Origin of the sequence: Nocardioides sp. W7 (assembly GCF_022919075.1) — a bacterium.
In the GTDB taxonomy this organism is placed as follows: domain Bacteria; phylum Actinomycetota; class Actinomycetes; order Propionibacteriales; family Nocardioidaceae; genus Nocardioides.
The window spans coordinates 1,655,571-1,677,387 of record NZ_CP095078.1; the positions used below are offsets into that span (position 1 = coordinate 1,655,571).

Annotated in this window: 20 protein-coding genes; 12 read left to right on the forward strand and 8 right to left on the reverse strand. The window is 72.9% G+C overall.

All coding sequences use genetic code 11. From position 1 onward, the window contains the following. Positions 1–22: 22 nt before the first annotated feature. Positions 23–1,618 (reverse strand): AMP-binding protein, encoded by a 1,596-nt coding sequence (locus MUB56_RS07805; protein WP_244931337.1) that lies wholly within the window; start codon positions 1,616–1,618, stop codon positions 23–25. A gap of 126 nt (positions 1,619–1,744) precedes the next feature. On the opposite strand from MUB56_RS07805, the gene MUB56_RS25885 reads away from it, so the two are divergent. Beyond that, positions 1,745–2,374: a TetR/AcrR family transcriptional regulator gene (locus MUB56_RS25885; protein ID WP_280637377.1), complete on the forward strand. Its 630-nt coding sequence runs from the start codon at positions 1,745–1,747 to the stop codon at positions 2,372–2,374. 137 nt (positions 2,375–2,511) lie between these two features. Beyond that, positions 2,512–3,261 carry an SDR family NAD(P)-dependent oxidoreductase gene (locus MUB56_RS07820; RefSeq protein WP_244931338.1) on the forward strand — a complete coding sequence of 250 codons (750 nt, stop codon included), beginning with the start codon at positions 2,512–2,514 and terminating at the stop codon, positions 3,259–3,261. 16 nt (positions 3,262–3,277) lie between these two features. Here MUB56_RS07820 and MUB56_RS07825 read toward each other — a convergent pair whose 3' ends face one another. Genes MUB56_RS07825 through MUB56_RS07840 form a run of 4 tightly spaced genes read right to left on the reverse strand, consistent with a single transcriptional unit; the run spans position 3,278 to position 7,455 of the window. After that, positions 3,278–4,384, reverse strand: a complete 1,107-nt coding sequence (locus tag MUB56_RS07825) for an acyl-CoA dehydrogenase family protein (RefSeq protein ID WP_244931339.1) — start codon at positions 4,382–4,384, stop codon at positions 3,278–3,280. A gap of 25 nt (positions 4,385–4,409) precedes the next feature. Further along, positions 4,410–5,393 (reverse strand): acyl-CoA dehydrogenase family protein, encoded by a 984-nt coding sequence (locus MUB56_RS07830; protein WP_244931340.1) that lies wholly within the window; start codon positions 5,391–5,393, stop codon positions 4,410–4,412. Further along, the gene (locus MUB56_RS07835; RefSeq protein WP_244931341.1) at positions 5,390–6,565 is read right to left on the reverse strand and encodes an acyl-CoA dehydrogenase family protein; all 1,176 of its coding nucleotides are present in this window, start codon (positions 6,563–6,565) and stop codon (positions 5,390–5,392) included. Before MUB56_RS07835 ends, MUB56_RS07830 begins: the two co-directional genes overlap by 4 nt. Next, positions 6,562–7,455 (reverse strand): enoyl-CoA hydratase, encoded by an 894-nt coding sequence (locus tag MUB56_RS07840; RefSeq protein ID WP_244931342.1) that lies wholly within the window; start codon positions 7,453–7,455, stop codon positions 6,562–6,564. Before MUB56_RS07840 ends, MUB56_RS07835 begins: the two co-directional genes overlap by 4 nt. A 111-nt stretch (positions 7,456–7,566) precedes the next feature. Between MUB56_RS07840 and MUB56_RS07845 the strand changes: the two genes are divergently transcribed. The 5 genes from MUB56_RS07845 to MUB56_RS07865 all read left to right on the forward strand — a co-directional run bounded on the left by MUB56_RS07845 (position 7,567) and on the right by MUB56_RS07865 (position 12,642). Continuing rightward, complete coding sequence (locus MUB56_RS07845; protein ID WP_244931343.1) at positions 7,567–8,748, forward strand: acyl-CoA dehydrogenase family protein; 1,182 nt, start codon at positions 7,567–7,569, stop codon at positions 8,746–8,748. Next, positions 8,745–9,548 carry an SDR family oxidoreductase gene (locus MUB56_RS07850; RefSeq protein WP_244931344.1) on the forward strand — a complete coding sequence of 268 codons (804 nt, stop codon included), beginning with the start codon at positions 8,745–8,747 and terminating at the stop codon, positions 9,546–9,548. Before MUB56_RS07845 ends, MUB56_RS07850 begins: the two co-directional genes overlap by 4 nt. Positions 9,549–9,572: 24 nt before the next feature. Next, positions 9,573–10,736, forward strand: a complete 1,164-nt coding sequence (locus MUB56_RS07855; RefSeq protein WP_244931345.1) for an acetyl-CoA C-acetyltransferase — start codon at positions 9,573–9,575, stop codon at positions 10,734–10,736. 120 nt (positions 10,737–10,856) lie between these two features. Next, complete coding sequence (locus MUB56_RS07860; RefSeq protein ID WP_244931346.1) at positions 10,857–11,672, forward strand: MaoC/PaaZ C-terminal domain-containing protein; 816 nt, start codon at positions 10,857–10,859, stop codon at positions 11,670–11,672. 61 nt (positions 11,673–11,733) lie between these two features. Further along, positions 11,734–12,642 (forward strand): NAD-dependent epimerase/dehydratase family protein, encoded by a 909-nt coding sequence (locus MUB56_RS07865; protein ID WP_244931347.1) that lies wholly within the window; start codon positions 11,734–11,736, stop codon positions 12,640–12,642. 16 nt (positions 12,643–12,658) lie between these two features. Here the strand turns inward: MUB56_RS07865 and MUB56_RS07870 are convergent, their stop codons facing one another. Continuing rightward, positions 12,659–13,759 carry a cupin domain-containing protein gene (locus MUB56_RS07870; protein ID WP_244931348.1) on the reverse strand — a complete coding sequence of 367 codons (1,101 nt, stop codon included), beginning with the start codon at positions 13,757–13,759 and terminating at the stop codon, positions 12,659–12,661. 25 nt (positions 13,760–13,784) lie between these two features. Continuing rightward, complete coding sequence (locus MUB56_RS07875) at positions 13,785–14,480, reverse strand: helix-turn-helix domain-containing protein (protein WP_244931349.1); 696 nt, start codon at positions 14,478–14,480, stop codon at positions 13,785–13,787. Positions 14,481–14,705: 225 nt separating this feature from the next. Between MUB56_RS07875 and MUB56_RS07880 the strand changes: the two genes are divergently transcribed. The 5 genes from MUB56_RS07880 (at position 14,706) to MUB56_RS07900 (ending at position 20,352) form a co-directional block, all read left to right on the forward strand. Next, positions 14,706–15,905 (forward strand): CoA transferase, encoded by a 1,200-nt coding sequence (locus MUB56_RS07880; RefSeq protein ID WP_244931350.1) that lies wholly within the window; start codon positions 14,706–14,708, stop codon positions 15,903–15,905. Then, a complete protein-coding gene (locus MUB56_RS07885; protein WP_244931351.1) occupies positions 15,906–16,775 on the forward strand; it encodes a CoA ester lyase in 870 nt (289 codons plus the stop codon). It abuts the gene before it with no gap. Continuing rightward, positions 16,772–17,599 (forward strand): cyclase family protein, encoded by an 828-nt coding sequence (locus tag MUB56_RS07890; RefSeq protein WP_244931352.1) that lies wholly within the window; start codon positions 16,772–16,774, stop codon positions 17,597–17,599. Before MUB56_RS07885 ends, MUB56_RS07890 begins: the two co-directional genes overlap by 4 nt. Positions 17,600–17,633: 34 nt before the next feature. Beyond that, entirely contained in the window at positions 17,634–19,055 is a 1,422-nt protein-coding gene (locus tag MUB56_RS07895) for an MmgE/PrpD family protein (protein WP_244931353.1), read from the forward strand. A 73-nt stretch (positions 19,056–19,128) separates the two neighbouring features. Next, positions 19,129–20,352: a multidrug effflux MFS transporter gene (locus MUB56_RS07900; RefSeq protein ID WP_244931354.1), complete on the forward strand. Its 1,224-nt coding sequence runs from the start codon at positions 19,129–19,131 to the stop codon at positions 20,350–20,352. A gap of 255 nt (positions 20,353–20,607) precedes the next feature. Here the strand turns inward: MUB56_RS07900 and MUB56_RS07905 are convergent, their stop codons facing one another. Continuing rightward, positions 20,608–21,795, reverse strand: a complete 1,188-nt coding sequence (locus MUB56_RS07905) for an FAD-dependent monooxygenase (protein WP_280637378.1) — start codon at positions 21,793–21,795, stop codon at positions 20,608–20,610. Positions 21,796–21,817 lie beyond the last annotated feature (22 nt).

Here is a 21,817-nt window from a genome sequence, read left to right on the forward strand (position 1 = left end):
CGGGGCCTCTTCCGCGTGCCGATCAGGCCTCGGTGCGCAGGTCCTTCTTGAGGATCTTGCCGCTGGCGTTGCGGGGGAACTCGCCGATCACCACGAGCTCGCGCGGCACCTTGAAGTTGGCCAGCCGGTCCTTGCAGTACGCCGCGACCGCGGCCTCGTCGATCTGCGCACCCGGCCGCAGCGCGACGTACGCCCGGCCGACGGCGCCCATCCGGTCGTCCGGGACGCCGATCACCGCCGCCTCGACGATGTCCGGGTGGCTGCACAGCACGCTCTCGACCTCGGCCGGGTAGACGTTGAAGCCGCCGACGATGAACATGTCCTTGATCCGGTCGGTGATCTTGAGGCACCCGTGCTCGTCGAGCCGCCCGACGTCCCCGGTGTGGAACCAGCGCTCGGAGTCGATGACGGCCGCCGTCGCCTCCTCGTCCTCGAAGTAGCCCAGCATCACGTTGTCCCCGCGCAGCAGGATCTCCCCGTCGGAGCCCACCGGCAGGTCGGCCCCCTCGGCGTCGACGATCCGGATCTCGATGCCGGGACAGGCCGGGCCGGTGGTCTCCGCGACGTGGCGCGGGTCCTCGCCGGGTCGCGACTGGGTGGCCACGACACACTCGGTCAGGCCGTAGGCCTGGGCCACGGTCTCGAAGCCGAGGACGTCGAGCATCTCCTCGAAGAGGGTCTCGGGCACCGAGGAGGCGCCGGCGATCGCGAAGCGCAGCGACGAGAGGTCGAAGTCGCGCAGCCGCGGGTGGTTGATCAGGGTCAGGAAGATCGTCGGCGCCCCCGGCAGCACGGTGATCCGCTCGCGCTCGACGAGCTCCATCAGACCGGCCGGGTCGAAGGTGAGCACCGGGTGGATCGACGTGCCGGCGCACAGGGCCGCGACGATCCCGGCCTTGTAGCCGAAGCCGTGGAAGAACGGGTTCACCACGGCGTACCGGTCGGCCTCGGTCAGGGAGGCCCCGGTGGCCCAGACCTGGGCCACGCCCGTGGTCTGGTGGTGCGCGCTCATCACGCCCTTGGGGATCCCCGTCGTGCCGGAGGTGTAGAGGATGTCGCAGATGGTGTCCGGGGTGACGGTCGCCTCGGCCTCGGCGAGCTGGTCGGTGGAGACCTGCTCCGCGCCGGCCAGGAACTCCGCCCAGGCCAGGGTGCCCGCCTTGCCGCCGGCGTCGATGTCCACCACCGTGTGCAGGTGGGGGAGACCGGCGACGGGGTGCTCCCCGGCCGCCGCGCCCGGCTCGGCGGACTCCGTCAGCATGGCGAGGTAGTCGGTGCCGAGGAACCCGTTGCAGACGACCAGCACGCTGGCGCGGGAGCGGTCGAGCACCGTCCGGGCCTCGTGCCCGCGGTAGCGCGTGTTGAGCGGCACCACCGAGGCGCCGATGACCTGGGCGCCGAGCAGGGCCAGGATGAACTCGCCGCGGTTGGGCGCCCAGACGGCGACCCGGTCACCGGGCCGGACGCCCACGGCCAGGTAGGCCCGAGCGGTACGACGGACCTCGACGGCCAGCTCGGCGTAGGACAGGCGGAAGTCACCGTCCACGACAGCGGGACTGGAGTCGAATTTCGCCGCACCATGGTCGAGCAGGGCAGGGATGGTGTGAGGGCTGGACAACGGATCTCCTTATTAAGCAAGTGCTTGTTCGGTAGCCTAGATGCACCCGCGTCGCCCTGAGGGGCACCCGCGGTAAGAATGCGGTGTCGGCGCTGGGGTCGCCACCCCAGGGAAACGGAGATGGCGATGGCGTCGCAGGGCCAGGACAAGGCACGCAAACGCGGCCAGGGGAATCAGAAGGGCTCGGCGCGTCGTACCCAGCTGCTGGCCATCGCCGCGGAGCTGTTCGCCACCAGGGGCTACTCGCAGACGACGGTGCGCGACATCGCGGACGAGGCCGGGATCCTCTCCGGCAGCCTCTATCACCACTTCGACTCGAAGGAGGCGATGCTCGACGAGATCCTGCGCCAGTTCATGGACGGGCTGCTCTCGAGGTTCGAGGCGATCGTGGCCGCCGGCGCCAGCCCCCGGGAGACGCTCGACGAGCTGATCCGGGTGTCGTTCGCCACCATCCACGTCGATCCCCACGCGGTGGCGCTGTACCAGAACGAGGTGGCCCTGCTCTCCCACGTCCCCGAGTTCGAGTTCGTCCCGAAGACCGGTCGTGCGGTCGAGGCCGTGTGGCTCAACGTGCTCGCGGCCGGTCGGGAGGCCGGGGACTTCCGTGAGGACCTTGACAGCGGCATCATGTACCGCTTCATCCGCGACACCGTGTGGGTCTCGGTGCGCTGGTACAACCCGCGCGGGAAGCTCCAGCACGAGAAGGTCGCCGAGCAGTTCATCACCCTGCTGCACGGAGGCCTGCTCGCCCGTTAGCAGCGGTCTGGTCACGCATGCGTGCCTCCGATAAACCTAGCGCTTGTTTGGGTACGGTAGCAGGGAACGCGGCCCCGGACGAGGTTGCCGGGCGCGATTCACACCAGGCGCTCGCGTGCCCGTCACCAGGAGGATCCATGACCCAGCCGCTCGTCGACCTGACCGACAGGGTCGTGCTCATCACCGGTGCCGGACAGGGGCTGGGAGCGGCCCACGCCCGGGTGCTCGCGGACCACGGCGCGCGCGTCGTGGTCACCGACCTGACGGCCGGGCCGGCCGAGGCGGTCGCCGCCGAGATCACCGCAGGCGGAGGCGACGCGCTGGGCCTGGCGCTGGACGTGACCGACCGGGCGGCGTGGGCCGCCGTGGTGGATCGGGTGGGCGAGCGCCACGGCCGGATCGACGGGCTCGTCAACAACGCCGGCGCCTTCCTGCGCGCGCCGTTCCTCGAGACCGACGAGCGCCTGCTCGACCTGCACCTGAGGGTCAACCTCCTGGGTCCGATGCTCGGGATGCAGGCCGTCGTCCCGCTCATGCGCGACGCGGGTGGGGCCGTGGTCAACATCGCCTCCGTGGCGGCGCTGGCCGGCTACCCGCAGGCCTCGGCGTACTCCGCGTCGAAGTGGGCGCTGCGCGGCCTGAGCCGCACCGCGGCCCTCGAGCTCGGCGAGCACGGGATCCGGGTCAACTGCATCTGCCCCGGCGCGATGGACACCCAGATGATCTCCGAGGAGGCCCGGGACGGCAGGGGCGTCGTCGCAGGCCTGCCCATCGCCCGGGCCGGACGACCCGAGGAGGCGAGCGCGCTGGTCGCGTTCCTGCTCAGCTCGGCGAGCTCCTACTGCACCGGCCAGGAGTTCGTGATCGACGGCGGCATGAAGGCCTGAGCGGCCCGTCCCGCTGTCAGGCGCCCAGCAGGAGGCGCCGGTGCTCGCGCGCGCTGCCGAACAGCTGGCCGGTGGCGTGGGCCCGCTTGAAGTAGAGCTGCGCGTCGTGCTCCCACGTGATGGCGATGCCGCCGTGCAGCTGCACCATCTCGCCGGCGACGTCGGAGAAGGCGTCCGAGCACCACGCCTTCGCGGTGGCGGCCTGGGTGACGAGGTCGGCGCTGCCCTGGGCGGAGGCCCAGGCGGCCGACCAGGAGACCGAGCGGGCCGTTTCCACCCTGACGAGCATGTCCGCGGCCCGGTGCTTGAGCGCCTGGAACGAGCCCAGCGGCCGGCCGAACTGCTCGCGCTCCTTCAGGTGGGCCACGGTGAGGTCCAGGGCGCTCTGCGCGCCGCCCACCTGGAGGGCCGAGACCGCGACCGCAGCCTCGGCGTGCAGCCTGCCCAGGAGCCCCTCGACATCGGCGTCGCCGGAGAGCCGGACGGCGGCGGCGTCGCTGAAGGTGACCCGGCCGAAGCGCAGGGTCAGGTCGAGACCGGGCGTGTGCACCCGCTCCACCCCCGCACCTGCGGGGTCGACCTCGAAGACGGCCGGTCCGTCGTCGGTGCTGGCGACCACGAGCAGTACGTCGGCGCCGGTGGCGTCGAGAACCAGGGTCGAGACGCCGGTGAGCTGCCACGCCTCGCCCGCGCGGACGGCGCGGACGTCGGAGCCGTCGCGGCGCCAGTGGCCCCGCTCGTCGGCCCAGGCGAGTGCGGCGACGCACGAGCCCTCGGCGATGTCGGGCAGCAGCCGCTCGCAGTCGTCCGCGCTGCCGGCCAGCAGTACGGCGCGGGCCGCCAGCACGCCCGAGCCGAGCAGCGGGGACGGGGAGAGCGTCGCGCCCAGCTCCTCGAGCACGACGTGGGTCTCGAACGAGCTGAAGCCGGCGCCGCCGTACTCCTCGGGGACGGCCAGGGCGGTGACCCCGATCTGGCTGCACAGGGTCTGCCAGAGCGCGGTGTCGTAGCCCTCCTCGGACGCGGCCGCGGTGCGGACGTCGACCTGGCCGGCACGCCGCTCCACCAGGCTGCGCACGGCGCGCCCCAGCTCCTGCTGCTCCTCGCTCAGTCCGAAGTGCACGGTCAGCTCCTTCTCGTCGTCGAGGTCAGCGGGTTGCGGTCAGGTGGTGCAGCACGCGGGCCCGGTGCTGGGACGTGGTGCCCCAGGCGCCGGCCAGCGCGCGGGCGCGCAGGATGAAGATGCTCAGGTCGTGCTCCAGCGTGTAGCCGATGGCACCGTGCACCTGCAGCGCGGTGCGCGAGGCGAGGTGGGCGGCATCGGTCGCGGCGACCTTGGCGGCGGAGACGTCGCGTGCTGCGACCTCGGAGTCGGCCTCGAGCTCGTGGGCGGCGCCGTGCACCAGCGGCCGCGCGAAGTCCAGGGCGACCCGCACGTCGGCGAGGGCGTGCTTGACGGCCTGGTACTCGCCGATCGCCCGGCCGAACTGGCGACGCTGAGCGACATAGGCGACGGACTCGCGCAGCATCCGCTCCCCGGCGCCGACCAGGCTGGCGGCGCAGGCGAGCGCCGCGAGGTCGAGCCCGCGGGCCACGGCCGTGCTGTCGACGGCGACCGCGGTGCCCTCGGCCTGCACGCTGTGCAGGTGCCGGGACGGGTCGACCGAGGTGAGCTTCCGGGTCGAGGTGGCGGCCGCGAGGCCGTCCGCGTCGAGCAGGTAGGTGTGCGTCGCGGCAGCAACGTCCAGGGCGTACGGCGTCTGCGGCGGCGCGGCGACGGTGACCCGGGCCGCCCCCTCCGCGAGGTCGGCCAGGACACCCTCGTGCTCGGTGCCGGCCAGCAGGCTGGGCGCCAGCGCGACGGACTCGACCCACGGGCCGGGCACGCCGTGCCGGCCGAGCGCCTCGAAGGCGACGACGACGTCGAGCGGCGTACCGCCGATGCCGCCGAGGGCCTCGGGGACCACCAGGGCCGGTACGCCGAGCTCGGCGAGCTGCTCCCACAGGCGCAGCCCGGGGGCGGTGTCGCCGGCGCCCCAGGCGCGGGTGGCGGCGGGGACCTCGGCGGCGCCGAGAAGTCCGTCGAGCGCCTCAGCGAAGGAGCGCTGCTCTGCTGTGAGGGCGAACCTCATGCTCCCGACCTCCTGTTGTCGCCGCGGGGAAGGCCGAGGATCCGCTCGGCCACGATGTTGCGCTGGATCTCGTTGGTGCCCGCGTAGATCGGGCCGGCCAGCGAGAAGAGGTAGTCGTCCACCCAGGCGCCGTTCGACACGGCTCCCTCGCCGCGCAGCTCCTGCTCGGGGCCGAGCAGATCGAGCGCGGTCTCGTGCAGGTCGACGTCGAGCTGGGACCAGAAGAGCTTGTTGACGCTGCCGTCGGCGCCCATGTCGCCGCCGCCCTGGAGGCGGTCGACCGTGCCCCAGGTGTAGAGCTGGTAGGCCCGCGCGCCGATCCAGGCGTCGACCACGTCGTCGCGCAGCTGCGGGGACTCCTCGCCGCGCTCGTGCCACAGGTCGAGGAGTCGGTCCGCGGCGGCCAGGAAGCGGCCGGGTGCGCGCAGCGACAGCCCGCGCTCGTTGCCGGCGGTGCTCATGGCCACCCGCCAGCCGTCGCCGACCCCGCCTAGCACGTCCGCGTCGGGCACGAACACGTCGTCGAAGAAGATCTCCGCGAAGCCGGCGTCCCCGTCGAGCTGGGCGATGGGTCGCACCGTGATGCCCTCGGCGTCGAGGGGGAAGAGGAAGTAGGTCAGGCCGCGGTGCCGCTCGGCCGCCGGGTCGCTGCGGAACAGGCCGAAGCCACGGTCGGCGAACGGCGCGCGCGAGCTCCACGTCTTCTGGCCGTTGAGGACCCAGCCGCCGCGCTCGTCGTCACGCTCGGCGCGACTGCGGATGCCGGCGAGGTCGCTGCCGGCCTCGGGCTCGGACCAGGCCTGCGCCCAGACCTCGGTGCCGTCGACCATCGCGGGCAGGTAGCGCTCCTGCTGCTCGGGGGTGCCGTGGCCGAAGATGATCGGCGCCAGCAGCGAGATGCCGTTCTGGGTGATCCGGGTGGGGGAGCCGGAGAGGTAGTACTCCTCCTCGAAGATCACCCACTCGACCAGGGATGCGTCCCGGCCGCCGTACTGCTCGGGCCAGGCCACGACGGACCAGCGCCCCCCGGCGAGTGCCTTCTCCCAGTCCCGGTGGGCGCGGGCGCCCTCCTCGGTGTCCATGGAGGGCAGCCGGCCGGGGGAGTTCTCGGCCAGCCAGGCGCGCGCCTCGGCGCGGAAGGCCTCTTCGGCCTCGGTGAATCCCAGGCTCATACGTCACCATCCGCTTTCTTGTTGCTCCGGGCCATCGACCGTGCGTCGAGGCCGGCGAGCGAGTCCTTGCCCACCTCCGCGTTGTGCGCGTGGGCGGCGTGGTGCAGGCCGAAGACCGAATCCATGCCGGCCCGCAGGCCCTGCAGGTCCTCGGCCTGGTTGACGGCCTTCTTGGTCAGGGCCAGGCCCAGGCGGGGCATCTCGGCGATCCGGTCGGCCATGTCGAAGACGGCGCGCTCGAGATCGGCGCGCGGCACGACGTGGTTGACCATGCCGAGCTCCCGGGCCCGGACGGCGTCGAAGCGGCCGCCGGTGTAGAGGAACTCCTTGGCCGCGCGGGGGTTCATCACGAACGGGTGGGCGAAGTACTCCACGCCCGGGATGCCCATCCGCACGACCGGGTCGGAGAAGAAGGCGTCGTCGGAGGCGATGATGAAGTCGCAGGACCAGGCCAGCATCAGGCCGCCGGCGATGCAGGCGCCCTGGACCATGGCGATCATCGGCTTGGGGATCTCGCGCCAGCGACGGCACATGCCGAGGTACACCTCGGACTCGCGGGCGAAGCGCGAGTCGACGCCCTGCTTGTCCACGTGGTCCCAGTGGATGACGGCCTGGCGCTCGAACGACCGGTCGATGTCGCGGCCCGGCGTACCGATGTCGTGCCCGCCGCAGAAGTGCCGGCCGTTGCCGGCCAGCACGATGACCTTGACGTCGTCGTCGTCGACGGCTCGGACGAACGCGGCGTCGAGGGCGTAGGTCATCTGGGAGTTCTGGGCGTTGGTGTACTCCGGCCGGTTCAGCGTCACCACGGCGACGGCTCCGCGCACCTCGTAGGTCACGACCTGCGCCTGTTCGGTGCTGGTCGGCTCCGGTGCATGGTGGACGGACATCGATCTCCTTCTCGGGGGCGGAGGACCGCACACTACCAAACAAGTGCTTGGTTTGGTAGTGTGGTCAGTCCGGGCGACACCGGCCCTCGCTGGCCGGGAAGGAGACTGATCGTGGACCTGACCCACTCCGCGGCGGACGAGGAGTTCCGCCAGGAGGTCCGGCAGTGGCTCGAGGAGAATCTCGTCGGCGAGTTCGCCGAGATCAAGGGCCGTGGCGGATCCGGGCGCGAGCACGAGGCCTACGAGGAGCGCGTGGCCTGGAACCAGCACCTCGCCAAGGCCGGCTGGACCTGCCTGGGCTGGCCCGTCGAGTACGGCGGCCGCGGGCTGAGCCTCTTCCAGCAGGTGATCTTCTACGAGGAGTACGCGCGCGCCGACGCGCCGGCCGGGGTCAACCACCTCGGTGAGACTCTCCTCGGCCCGACCCTGATCGCGCTGGGCACCGAGGAGCAGAAGCAGCGCTTCCTGCCCGGCATCGTCAACGTCACCGAGCTGTGGTGCCAGGGCTACTCCGAGCCCGGCGCCGGCTCCGACCTCGCCGCCGTACGCACCCGCGCGCGCCTGGAGGGCGAGGAGTGGGTGATCGACGGCCAGAAGGTGTGGACCTCGCTGGCCCACCAGGCCGACTGGTGCTTCGTGGTGGCCCGGACCGAGGTCGGGTCGCAGCGCCACGCCGGCCTCTCCTACCTCCTGGTCCCGATGGACCAGCCGGGGGTGGAGGTGCGACCGATCCTCCAGCTCACCGGCACCTCGGAGTTCAACGAGGTCTTCTTCGACGGCGCCCGCACCGGGGCCGACCTCGTCGTCGGTGCCCCCGGAGACGGATGGCGGGTGGCCATGGCGACCCTGGGCTTCGAGCGCGGGGTCTCGACCATCGGCCAGCAGGTCGGCTTCGCCCGCGAGCTCGACGAGATCGAGGCGATCGCCCGGAGCAACGGCACCTGGGACGACCCGGTGATCGCCGACCGGATCGCGCAGGCCCGGCTCGGACTCGCGGTGATGCGGACCCACGCCCTGCGCACGCTCAGCGCCTACGACTCCGGCTCCCAGGGGCCCGAGGCCTCGGTCTCCAAGCTCCTGTGGGCCCGGTGGCACCGCGACCTCGGCGAGCTCGCCATGGAGGTGCGTGGCGCAGCGGGGCTCACGGTGGCGCAGGCGCCGTACGACCTCGACGACCAGCAGACGCTCTTCCTCTTCAGCCGGGCCGACACGCTGTACGGCGGCTCCGACGAGATCCAGCGCAACATCATCGCCGAGCGCGTGCTCGGCCTCCCGAAGGAGCCCCGCCCGTGAGTGCCGCGAAGCCCGAACAGCCCACGCCCGACTACGTCCCCGGACACGGGCTGCTGACCGGCCGCACCGTGGTGGTGACCGCGGCCGCCGGCGCCGGCATCGGTGCCGCCGTGGCTCGCAAGGTGCTGGAGGAGGGGGCCAAGGCGGTCGTCATCTCCGACACCCACGAGCGCCGGCTGGGCGAGGCCCAGGCGGCGCTGGCCGCCGAGTTCGGTGCGGACCGGGTCGCCTCGGTCGTCTGCAACGTGACCAAGGAGGAGGACGTGGTCGCGCTGCTCGACGCGGCCGAGCCCTTCGGCGGCGTCGACGTGATGATCAACAACGCCGGCCTCGGCGGCACCAACGACATCCTCGAGATGCCGGACGAGACCTGGAACCTGGTCCTCGACATCACGCTGACCGGCACCATGCGCTGCATCCGCGAGGCGGGCAAGCGCTTCGTGGCCGCTGGTAAGAAGGGGGTCATCGTCAACAACTCCTCGGTGATCGGCTGGCGCTTCCAGGAGGGCCAGTCCCACTACGCCGCCGCGAAGGCCGGCGTGAAGGCGCTGACCCGCTCGGCCGCCGCCGACCTGGCGCAGTACGGCATCCGCGTGAACGCCGTCTCGCCGAGCCTGGCCATGCACCCCTTCCTGGAGAAGGTCACCAGCCCCGAGCTGCTCGCCGAGCTCAAGGGCAAGGAGGCCTTCGGCCGGGCCGCGGCGCCGTGGGAGATCGCCAACGTGATGGTCTTCCTGGCCAGCGACTACTCCAGCTACATGACCGGCGAGGTCCTCGCCGTGTCCAGCCAGCACGCCTGACCCTGAGTTTTGAGGAGAACTGACATGGCTGAGGCCTACATCGTCGATGCCGTCCGCACCCCGGTCGGCAAGCGCGGCGGCTCGCTCGCGTCCATGCACTCCGCCGACCTCGGCGGGCACGTGCTCTCGTCGCTCGTCGAGCGCACCGGCATCGACGCGTCCGCCGTGGACGACGTGATCATGGGCTGCTGCGACACGATCGGCTCCCAGGCCGGCGACGTCGCGCGCACCGCCTGGCTGGTGGCCGGGCTCCCGGACAACGTGCCCGGCGTGACCATCGACCGGCAGTGCGGCTCCTCCCAGCAGGCCGTGCACTTCGCGGCCCAGGGCGTCATGTCCGGCACCCAGGACCTGGTGGTCGCCGGCGGTCTGCAGAACATGTCCGCCATCCCGATCTCGGCCGCGATGCTGGTCGCCGAGCAGTACGGCTTCAGCACGCCGTTCGCCGAGTCCCCGGGCTGGCGGGCCCGCTACGGCGACGTCGAGGTCAGCCAGTTCAACTCCGCCCAGATGATCGCCGAGAAGTGGGACTGCAGCCGCGAGGACATGGAGCGCTTCGCGCTCGCCTCGCACGAGCGGGCGAAGCGGGCGATCGCCGAGGGGCGCTTCGAGCGTGAGATCGCACCGGTCACGCTGGCCGACGGCACTCTCTTCACCACCGACGAGTGCCCGCGCGACACCTCGCTGGAGAAGATGGCCGGCCTGAACCCGCTGGCCCCCGACGGCCGGATCACCGCCGGTGTCGCCTCGCAGATCTGCGACGGCGCCTCGGCGATGCTGATCGCCTCCGAGCAGGGCGTCAAGGACCACGGACTCACCCCGCGGGCCCGGATCCACCACCTGTCGGTGCGCGGCGACGACCCGATCTGGATGCTGACCGGCCCGATCGGCGCGACCAAGCACGCGCTGGCCAAGACCGGCATGAGCATCGACGACTTCGACCTGTTCGAGTGCAACGAGGCGTTCGCCTCGGTCGTGCTGGCCTGGATGAAGGAGACCGGCGCGCCCCACGACAAGGTCAACGTCAACGGCGGCGGCATCGCGCTGGGTCACCCGATCGGCGCGACCGGCACCCGGCTGATGACCACCATGCTGCACGAGCTCGAGCGCACGGGCGGCCGCTTCGGCCTGCAGACCATGTGCGAGGGCGGCGGTCAGGCCAACGTCACCATCATCGAGCGTCTCTGACCCTCGTCGTCTCGATGCCCGGCCGCAGCCGGGTTCCGGACCCAGCACGCGCTCAGCGGCTCAGCCGCTGCTCGGCACCCTCCGAGGCGAAGGCCTCCCCTGACGACGATGGAGACAGACATGACCGGCACCCCGCACCCCGCCCCCGGAGCCCCGGCCGGGGAGTGGCTCGGCTGCTCGCTGGGGGAGCGCACGGCGAGCTGGACCGACCGCGACGCCATCCTCTTCGCCCTGGCCGTCGGCGCGCGTCCCGACCAGCTCGACCTGGTCTTCGAGGAGCGGCTGCGGGTGCTGCCGTCGTTCGCCCTCACCCTGGCCCAGTGGGCGCCCGACGTGCTCGGCGGTGCCGGAGCCTTCGACGTGACCAACGCGCTGCACGGCTCGCAGGTCCTCGAGGCGCGCGCGCCGATGCCGGCCAGCGGTGAGCTGACGATGAAGGCGACGGTCAGCGGCGTCTGGGACAAGGGCAGCGCGGCCGTCTACGACGTGACGGTGGAGAGCGACTACTTCCTGGCGACCTGGTCGCTGTTCGCCCCGGGCCGCGGCGGCTTCGGCGGCGAGCGCGGGCCGAGCAGGTCGCCGGCCCCTGACGTGGCGCCGGCCTGGACGGCTCAGCTGCCGGTCGCCGACAACGCGGCCGTCCTCTACCGCCTGCTCGGCGACCGCCACCACATCCACGTGGACCCCGAGGCCGCCGCCGGGATCGGCCAGCCCCGGCCGATCCTGCACGGCCTGGCGACGCTGTCGGCCGCCACCCTGGTGCTGGCCGACCGGGCCGGGGCGCACCCCGCCGACCTGCGCCGGCTCGAAGGGCGCTTCGCGGCCCCGGTCTTCCCCGGCGAGACCCTCGAGGTGCGCGGCTGGGACGGCGGTGTCTTCGACGTGGTCTCCGAGCGCGGACCGGTGCTGGCCGGCGGTCTGGCCGACTTCGCCTGACCAACCTCGCCTGGCCGACCTCACCCCCCGCACGACGCACCCCAACCCGAAGGATGTCTGGATGAAGACGCTGGTGATCGGTGGCACCGGAATGATCGGCTGCCACGCCGCGACGCTGCTCACCGAACGAGGCCACGAGGTGACGATCGGCGCGCGCAGCGCGCCGGCCGAGGAGTCGCCGGTGGCGGCCTACCCGGTGCTGCTCGGGGACTACGCCCAGGGCGGGCTCACCGAGGCCGAGCTGGAGCCCTTCGACGCGGTCGTCTTCGCGGCCGGCCAGGATGTGCGCCACGTGCGGCCCGAGGACGCCGACGACCGCTTCTGGGCGGCGTACCAGTCCGAGGGCGTGCCCGCCTTCATGGCCCGCGCCAAGCGAGCCGGAGTACGACGGGCCGTACAGGTCGGCAGCTACTACCACATGGTGCGGCCCGACCTGGCCGAGACGAACCCCTACGTGAAGGCCCGTCAGCTGGCCGACGAGCGGTCCCGCGAGCTCGCCGACGCCGACTTCAACGTCTCGACGCTCAACCCGCCGTCCATCGTCGGGATGATCCCCGGCCGCAACGCGCGCGGCTTCGCCAAGATGCTGGCGTGGGGGCGCGGCGAGCTGACCGCGAAGGTGCCGGACACGGCCCCGCCGGGCGGCACCAACTACCTGTCGGTGCGCTCGCTGGCCGAGGCGATCGCCGGTGCCCTGGAGAACGCCGAGTCCGGGGCGGCGTACCTGATCGGGGACGAGAACCTCAGCTACCGCGACTACTTCCAGCTCGTCTTCGACGTCAGCGGTGGCGGTCGGACCGTGGAGCTGCGCGACGAGTCGCACCCCTTCCTCCCGGACGGCATGATCGTGCCCGGACGTGGCGCGGTGATCAGCTATGAGCCCGACCCCGCCGTGGTGGAGCTGCTCGGCTACCGGCGCAATGACGTACGGCCGATGCTCGAGGAGATGGCGCGCGCGGCCGTGCGCTGAGACGCACCGGCGGGGCTCAGCGGGGGGTGAACACGCCCGTGACCTCCTGCCGGGTCTCCGCCACCTCCTGGCGGAAGAGCGAGAGCGCCTCGAGGGCGGGACGGTCGGTGATCGCGAACAGGTCGGAGGGCTCGTCGGCCTCGTGGTCCACCGCGGCCCACGACGGGGTGACGAACATGTCGCCCTTCTCCCACTCGTAGACGATGCCGTCGATGACCGAGCGGCCCCGGCCGCGGTAGACGGCGTACACCGAGCTGCCCGCCCGGCGTACGGTCCGCGAGCGCCGTCCGGGGATCACCCGGTAGGCCTCGCAGCCCATCGTCGGCGTGACGTCGCGAGACGTCAGCGGGTCGACGTACACCATGCCGACCACGGGTCCCTCCGCCTGCGCGGCGAGGTGGGTCAGCAGCGCGTCGGTGTCGTCCCAGGTGTAGCGGAACTGCGAGGAGAAGGGGCTGCTGGGGCGCGGCGCGTCGATCGGCAGGCGGCCCGGGACCAGCATCGGGTCCAGGGTCGTGTCGTCGCGGACCACGGGCTGGCGGTCGTCGGGGTACTGCTCGAAGAAGACGGCGTCCAGCTCGTAGACCATCGGCAGGTCGAGCCCGTCGAACCAGGCCATCGACCCGTCGCCGGTGTTGGTGTGGTCGTGCCAGTGCCAGTTGGGCGTGAGCAGCAGGTCGCCCTCCTTCATCGCGCAGGCCACGCCGTTGACGGTGGTGTAGACGCCCTCGCCCTCGAAGACGAAGCGGATCGCCGACGCGGTGTGGCGGTGCGCGGGGGCGGTCTCACCGGGGCCGAGGTACTGCACCGCGCCCCACAGCGTCGAGCTGGTGAAGGGCAGGCCGCCCAGCCCGGGGTTGGTCAGGGCCAGCACCCGGCGGTCACCGCCCCGGTCGATCGGCACCTCCCAGCCGGCCCGCTCGGCGAGCGGGAGGACCGAGCTCCACTTCCACAGCCACGGCAGGGTGGCCGGCACCGGGGTGTCGGTGTTGAGGCGCTCGACCTGCTTCCACAGCGGCTTGAGGTCCTTGGCCATCAACATCCCGCACAGCTCGTCGATGCCGACCTCGACGGTCGTCGCCGCCTGCTCGGGCGTGGTGGGGTCGGTGGTGGTCATGCGGCGTTCCTGTCGGTCGGGAGGGTCAGGGTCGGTCCGGGTGGAGCAGGGCACCGATCCGGTCGGCGGCGTCGAGGAGCGTCCGGGCGACCCGGTCGGCGTCCTCGACCTCGCCCGAGGCCACGACCCCCACGCAGTACGCCGGAGCCCGGCGCACCCAGGTGGCGACCCCGCCGGCCCCGCGCTGGACGTCGCCGTACGTCGTGCTCCAGCCGCGCGCGCGGCTGTCGCCGATCCGTGGGTCCTCGCCGTCGCGGGGCGCGCGGGCGGCCAGCAGCGCGATGCCCGAGGCGCCCCGGCCGAGCGGGCGACGGGCTCCGGCGCGCACGCTCATGTGGAACGGGGTGTCCTCCGGCTCGGCCACCGCGACGACGACCGCCTCGTCGGCCTCTGCGCCGACCAGCTGCACCGTGAGCCCGAGCTCGCCGGCCGCCTGCTGGAGGACGGGCCGCGCGACCTGCCGGAGGTCGAGGTCGGCGTGCGCGACCAGGCCGAGCAGGCGCGGGCCGAGGCGGAACTGCCGATCGTCGCGGACGACGTACCCGCGCACCTCGAGGGTCTTGAGCAGTCGGCCCACGATGGTCCGGTTGACCTCGATCCGCTCGGCGAGCTCGCCGACGCCGAGACCGCGGTGCTCGCCGACCTCTTCCAGCAGGTCCAGTGCGCGCAGCACGCTCTGGGAGAGGGTGCGGTCCGCCTGGTGGCTCGGCGAGGAGCTCATGGCACTCCGTCAGTGTTGATAGTCGGTCATCGGGTGCGATAACCGGTCACGACGAAACCACGGCGGGCGGGAGTCGTCAACCTCGTGCCGGGCCGCCCGGCCGAGGTGGGGCGGCGGGAAATCGTTCTTCCACTGGGTGACGCGGCCCGTGGCGTCCGACTCGGCTGGTTCCTACGGTCGGGTCTCTGCGGACACCCGTCACCCTCGCCAAGGAGTCCCCCTGCCATGACCGCCACCTCGCCGCCCCCGCTCGAAGGCCTGAAGGTCCTCGACATCGCCACCCTCTTCGCGGGGCCCTCCGCCGCGACCCTGATGGCCGACTTCGGGGCGGACGTGATCAAGGTCGAGCACCCGCGCAAGCCGGACCCCGCGCGCACCCACGGCCACTCCAAGAACGGCCAGGGCCTGTGGTGGAAGGTGCTCGGCCGCAACAAGCGGGCGATCACGCTCAACCTCTCCCAGGCGGAGGGCCGCGAGGTCTTCCTGCGGCTGGTCGCCGACGCCGACGTCGTCATCGAGAACTTCCGCCCCGGCACCCTGGAGCGCTGGGGTCTCGGGTACGACGTGCTCTCCGAGGTCAACCCGCGCCTCGTGCTCACCCGGGTGACCGGCTTCGGCCAGTTCGGGCCGCGCTCCAAGGAACCGGCCTTCGGCACCATCGCCGAGGCGATGTCGGGCTTCGCGCACTCCACCGGCCAGCCCGACGGCCCCCCGACCCTGCCGCCGCTCGCGCTGGCCGACAACATCTCCGGCCTGGCCGCCACCATCGCCACCCTGATGGCGCTGCGCGGGCGCGACACGACGGGACGGGGTCAGGTGGTCGACCTGGCCATCATCGAGCCGATCCTGTCGATGCTCGGCTCCCAGCTCACGGTCTTCGACCAGCTCGGCGTGATCGCCCAGCGGGCCGGCAACCGCTCCGAGAACAACGCGCCGCGCAACACCTACCTGACCGCCGACGGCGACTGGGTGGCGATCTCCACCAGCGCCCACACCATCGCCGAGCGGGTGATGCGCCTGGTCGGTCGCCCCGAGCTGATCGAGGAGCCCTGGTTCGGCGACGGCCACCAGCGCGCCAAGCACGCCGACGTCCTCGACGAGGCGGTCGGCTCCTGGATCCTCCAGCGCCCGACCCAGGTCGTCGTCGAGGAGTTCGCCAAGGCCGAGGCCGCGCTCGCGGTCGTCAACGACATGAGCCGGGTGATCGTCGACGAGCAGTACAACGCCATCGGCGCCATCGCGACCGTCGAGGACGAGGACCTGGGCCCGGTGCGGATGCCGAACGTGATGTTCCGCCTCTCCGAGCAGCCCGGCGCCATCCGGCACACCGGCCGCGGGCACGGCGCCGACACCGACGCCGTCCTCGGCGAGCTGGGCCTCGCGGCCGACGAGATCGTCCAGCTCCGCGAGAGCGGGGCGGTCTGAGTGCGGGTCCTGGAGGACGCCCTCGCCTGGCTCTACGTCCCCGCACCGCGCGCCGGTGAGCTGCTGGCCAAGGCAGCGTCGGTCGCCGACGGGATCGTGGTCGACCTCGAGGACGCCGTGCACCCGCGCCAGCGGCCGGCCGCGCGGGAGCACCTCGCCGAGGTGCTGCCGGCGTACGACGGGGCCGCGTTCGTCGTGGTCCGCGTGAACCCGGTCAGCACCGCCGACTTCGCCGCGGACGTCGCGGCGCTCACCCCGCTCGTGCGGGCCGGCCACGTCGCCGCCATTCGCATCGCCAAGGTGGAGTCGGCCGCGGAGGTCGCGATCGCGCGGGCCGCCACCGCTGCCTGGGGCCCCGAGCCCCGCCTGGTCTGCCAGCTCGAGTCGGCCGGCGCCGTGGCCCGCGCCCACGAGATCGCGGCCGCCGACGGCGTGCACTCGATCATGCTCGGCGAGGCCGACCTGCGCGCCGACCTGCGCCTTCCGCGCGGTGCCGCCGGAGACCCCGGGCTGCTGCTGGCCCGCCAGACCTGCGTGCTCGCCTCGCGGGCCGCGGGCCTGCCCTCGCCGGTGGGCAGCGCGTTCACCGACGTCGCCGACATCGACGGCCTCCGGGAGACCAGCCACCGGCTGGCCGCCCTGGGCTTCGTCGGCCGCTCGTGCATCCACCCCCGGCAGGCCGCTGTCGTCCGGGAGGGCTTCGCACCCACCCCGGCCGACGTCGCGTGGGCCCGCTCGGTGCTCGCCGAGTCCGGCGCCCAGGACGGGGCGGACAGCGCGGCATCGGTGCTGTCCGACGGGTCCTTCGTCGACCCGGCGATCGTGCGCCAGGCCGAGCGGATCGCGGCCCGGGCCGGAGCGGGGGAGTGAGCGCACCGGGGATCGAGACCGGGATCGGACCCGGCCGGCTCGCCGGCGCCGACATCACGGTCGTCGACCTCGCCCAGCCACTGCATCCCGCGGTGCCGGTCTCACCCAGCCACCCCGGCTTCAAGCACTCGCTGCAGCGGCGGCACGGGGACGCCGTACGCGTGGACGGCACCTCGGGCGCCAACGACCTGCTCGTCCTCGGCACCCACACGGCCACCCACGTGGACGCCCTGGCCCACATCAGCCACGACGGCCTGCTGCACGGCGGCGTCGACGCCCGCGCCGCCCAGGAGGGCGGCCGGTTCCTCGAGCACGGCGTGCACACCATCGCCCCGGTCGTGGCGCCCGGCGTCCTGCTCGACCTCCCGGCCCTGCTCGGCGTCGAGCGGCTCGCGCCCGGCCAGGCGATCACCGCCGACGACCTCGCCGCGGCCGCGGGCGGGCGCGAGATCGAGCCCGGCAGCGTGCTCCTGGTCCGCACCGGCTGGGCGCAGCTGTGGGACGACCCGCACGCCTTCCTCAGCCACGACGCCGGCGTGCCCGGGCCCGACGAGGGCGGCTGCCGGTGGCTGGCCGCGCTCGGCCCGCGCCTGGTCGGCTCCGACACCACCGCCTTCGAGCACATCCCTGCCGGCGAGGGCCACGCCCGGCTGCCCGGCCACCGGGTGCTGCTCGTGGAGGCCGGCGTCCCGATCATGGAGATGCTCCAGCTCGAGCGCCTCGCCCGGCTCGCCCCCGACACGTGCACCGTCGTCGCCGCACCGCTGCCGATCGTCGGCGCCACCGGCTCGCCGCTGCGTCCGCTGGCGCTCGTCGGCGCCTGACCCACCCACGTCGTACCCCGAGGAGTCCCGACCCGTGACCGCAGCCGTCCCGTCCACCGAAGGTGCGACGGCCGTCGCCCGCCTGGCCGCCTTCGCCGCCGCCTTCCGCGCCGCCCCGACCGAACCCGCCCTGGACGACGCGCGCCAGCGGCTGCTGGACACGATCGGCATCTCGGTGCCGGCGCTGGGCACCGGCCCCGCGGCGATCGTGCACCAGCTGGCCCGGACCTGGGGTGGGCACGCCCAGTCCACCGCCCTCGGCCTGGCCGAGAAGGTCCCCGCACCGACCGCCGCGCTGGTCAACGGCACGCTCGGCCACGCCCTGGACTTCGACGACACCCACGTCCCGTCGATCCTGCACCCGTCGGCCTCGGTCGTCCCGGCCGCGCTGGCCGCCGCCGAGGCGTGCGGCGCGAGCGGGCGCGAGCTGCTCGCCGCGATCGCGGTCGGCAACGAGATCTGCATCCGGCTGGGCAACGCCGGCTACGACCCGGCGATCAACAACTCGGTCTTCTTCGAGCGCGGCCTGCACGCCACGTCCATCTGTGGCGCCCTCGGCTCCGCCGCCGCCGCGGCGACCGTGATGGGCCTGCCCGAGGACCAGATCGCGCACGCCATGGGCATCGCGGCGTCGATGGGCGCCGGCCTGTTGGAGGCCAACCGCGCCGGTGGCTCGGTCAAGCGCATGCACTGCGGCTGGGCCGCCCACTCCGGCGTGGTCGCCGCCCAGTGCGCCGACGCGGGCCTCACCGGCCCGCCGACCGTGCTCGAGGGCCGCTTCGGCTTCTTCCACGCCTACTGCGGCGAGACGTACGACGAGGCCGCGCTGCTCGACGGCCTCGGCGAGGTGTGGGCGACCGGCGACTGCTTCGTGAAGCCGTACCCGACCAACGTCTTCACCCACTCCGGCATCGACGCGGCCCTGGCGCTGCGCGCGCAGGGACTCAAGCCGGAGGAGATCGAGTCCGTGGAGATCGGCGTCCCGTCGCCGGTGCTGCGGACGATCGCCCAGCCGCGCGAGGCGAAGGTCCGCCCCGAGTCGGGCTACCACGCACAGTTCTCCGGGCCGTTCACGTTCGCGATCGCGCTCGGGGGCGGCGGTGGTCTGGGCGTCTACCTCGACGACTTCACCGACGAGCAGGTCGCCGACCCGGTGCTGCTGGACCTGGCCTCGCGGATCACCCACGTCGCGGACCCGCGCTGCGACGAGATCTTCCCGAGCCACTTCCCCTCGATCGTGCGGGTGCAGACCAAGGACGGGCGCGAGCTGGTCGAGGAGGTGCTCACCACGCGCGGCACCTCCGAGCGCCCGCTGAGCGACGACGAGATCATGCTGAAGTTCCGCCTCAACGCCGCCGGCCTTCCCGGGGGAGCCGACGAGATCGGGCGCCGGATCGCGGACGTCGCGTCGTACGACGACGTCAGCCGGCTGCTGGAGGGCACCACCGCGAGCTGAGCTCGCGCCGACCCACCCGGCCGGGCCCGACAGCAGCCGCCGCCGGGCCCGGCCGTCGACGAAAGGCATCACGTTGCCAGCACCGCCCCGCACCCCGGTCGGCCTCTCGGTGCCGCTGCTGCTGATCCTGGCGGCGTGCAGCGGCTTTCCCCCGTTCGCGATCGACACCTACCTGCCGGGCTTCCCGCAGATCGCGGACGACCTGGACGCGACCGCCGCCCAGGTCCAGCTGACGCTCACCGCGTTCATGCTCGCCACCGCCGTGGGGCAGGTCGTGTGGGGCACCCTGTCCGACCAGATCGGCCGCCGGCCGGTGCTGCTCGGCGGCATCGCGGTCGGCGTGGCGGCCAGCCTCACCTGTGCGCTCACCGAGTCGGTCTGGCTGCTGGTCGTGGCGCGGGCGCTGCAGGGCCTGGGCACCGGGGCCGTGATGGTGGTCGCCCGCGCGGTGGTGGCCGACCTGTCCACCGGCGCCGACGCGGCCCGGGCCTTCTCCACGCTCTCGGCGGTGCAGTCGGTGGCTCCGATCGCCGCCCCGGTGATGGGCGGCCTGCTGATCGGCCCGCTCGGGTGGCGGGCGGCGTTCTGGCTGCTGTTCGCGATGACCGTGTGCATGTCGGCGGCGATCTGGCGGCTGGTCCCCGAGACCATGCCGCCCGAGAACCGCAGGGCCAGCGGACTGGGCCGGCTCCTGGGCGACGGCCGGCTGCTGCTGGCCGACCGCGGCTACCTGGGCGCCGTGATCACGGTGGCCGCCAGCTTCGGGACCATGTTCGCCTACATCTCCGGCAGCCCGTTCGTGATCCAGAGCATCATGGGGCTCTCGGAGTACGCCTACTCGGGGATCTTCGCCGGCACCGCCGCCGCCATGGTCGCGATGATCATGGTGAACCGGCGCCTGGTCCGCTCGGTGCCGCCGCGGCGGATGGTGGTCTTCGGCGTGCTCGGCCAGGGCGCCGGCGTGGCCGTCCTGCTGGTCTGCGTCCTGGCCCTCGATCTGCCGCTGCCGGGGATGGTCGTCGGCTTCCTCCTGGTGCAGGCCTCGCAGGCCATGCTGACCGGCAACTGCAACGCCATCGGGCTGATGCGGGCCAAGCCGCGCACCGGCACCGGCGCCGCGCTGATGGGCGGCGCCCAGTTCGGCACCGCCGCCCTGGTGGCCCCCCTCGTCGGCATCGCCGGCGAGCACACGGCCGTGCCGATGGTGTCCGTGATGGCGGTGGCGGTGCTGCTGACGGTCGTCGGCGTGACCCTGATCCGCTCGGCCACCCGGGACCGGGAGCTCGAGCCGGCCTGAGTGGTCGCGCGCCGAGGGGCCGCCGCGCGCCGCGCCCCCGGCAGGTGGGAGGAGCCGGTCGGCGGCCAGACGTCCTAGAGTCGGTGGTCCTGGCGCCCCGGTCGTACGACGTCCCCCGGGGACGTCATCCGCGCCGGTGGTCCGAACACCCGCACATAGCCGAAGGGGGCACGTCCGGTCGGGACGTGCCCCCTTCGGGGGCCGGAGCGGTGGGAGGGTGGTGGCCGCTCGGCTCGAGATGTGGCTCGGGTGGGCTCAGATCTCGACGGTCGAGGCGTCGTACGAGTAGAGCCAGTCGTAGCGGTCGGCGATCGGGTCCACGCTCCACTCGCGCTCCAGGTAGGCCTTGGCGGCCTCCGGCTCGGCGAGCTCGGGGGAGTGGAAGCGGGCGGTGTTCGCGGTCGCGCCGCGCACCATCTTCGAGGTGCGGTCGATGCGGGCGTGCTCGTAGCGCAGCAGCGCCTTCTCCGGGTCCGAGCCGTACGCCTCGAGCGCGCGGGCCAGGACCAGGCCGTCCTCGATCGAGTGGACGGCACCCTGGGCCAGGAACGGCAGGGTGGCGTGGCAGGCGTCGCCGAGCAGGGTGACCCGGCCCTTCGACCAGTTGGCGATGGGCTCGCCGCGGACGAGGGCCCACTTCATCAGCTGCGGGGACAGCTTGATGAGGGTCTGGATGTTCTCGTGCCAGCCGGCGAAGTCCTCGAGGCACTCCTCGACGGTGCCGTGGACGGTGCCGCCCTGGGCCGTCCACTCCTTGCCCTCGATGGTGGCGACGAAGTTCATCAGCTTGCCGCCGTGCAGCGGGTAGTGCACCGCATGGGCACGCGGGCCGATCCAGGTCGTGCCGACCCACGAGCGCAGGTGCTCGGGGAGGTTCTCCATCGGGATCAGGCCGCGCCAGGCGACCATGCCGGCGAACTCGGGAGCGCTGGGTCCCCAGAGCGCGTCGCGGATGCCGGAGCGCCAGCCGTCGGCGCCGATGACGACGTCGCCGGTGACGACGGTGCCGTCCTCGAGGGTGATCGAGGCCGAGCCCGGCTCCTGGGAGACACCGACGACGCGGGACTTCAGGCGGATCGCGCCCGGGTCCTCGGCGATGACGGCCTGGCGCAGGGTGTCGAGCAGGTCCGGGCGGTAGACGGTCAGGTACGGGTAGCCGTACCGCTCGACCGCCAGCGCGCCGAGGTCGAACAGCGGCCACGGCTCGGCGGAGTTCCAGAGCCGCAGCTCCTTGCGCTCCGGGTCGCAGGACAGCTTCCGGAGCTGGTCGAAGACGCCGAGGGCGTCCAGGACCCGGTTGCCGTTCGGGCTGATCTGGATGCCGGCGCCGACCTCCTTGATCTCCTGGGCCTGCTCGTAGAGCTCGACCTCGAAGCCTCGCTGCAGGAGGGCGAGGGCAGCGGTCATTCCGCCGATGCCACCGCCTGCGATGACGACGCGCATGTGATGCCTTTCTGGTGGGCCG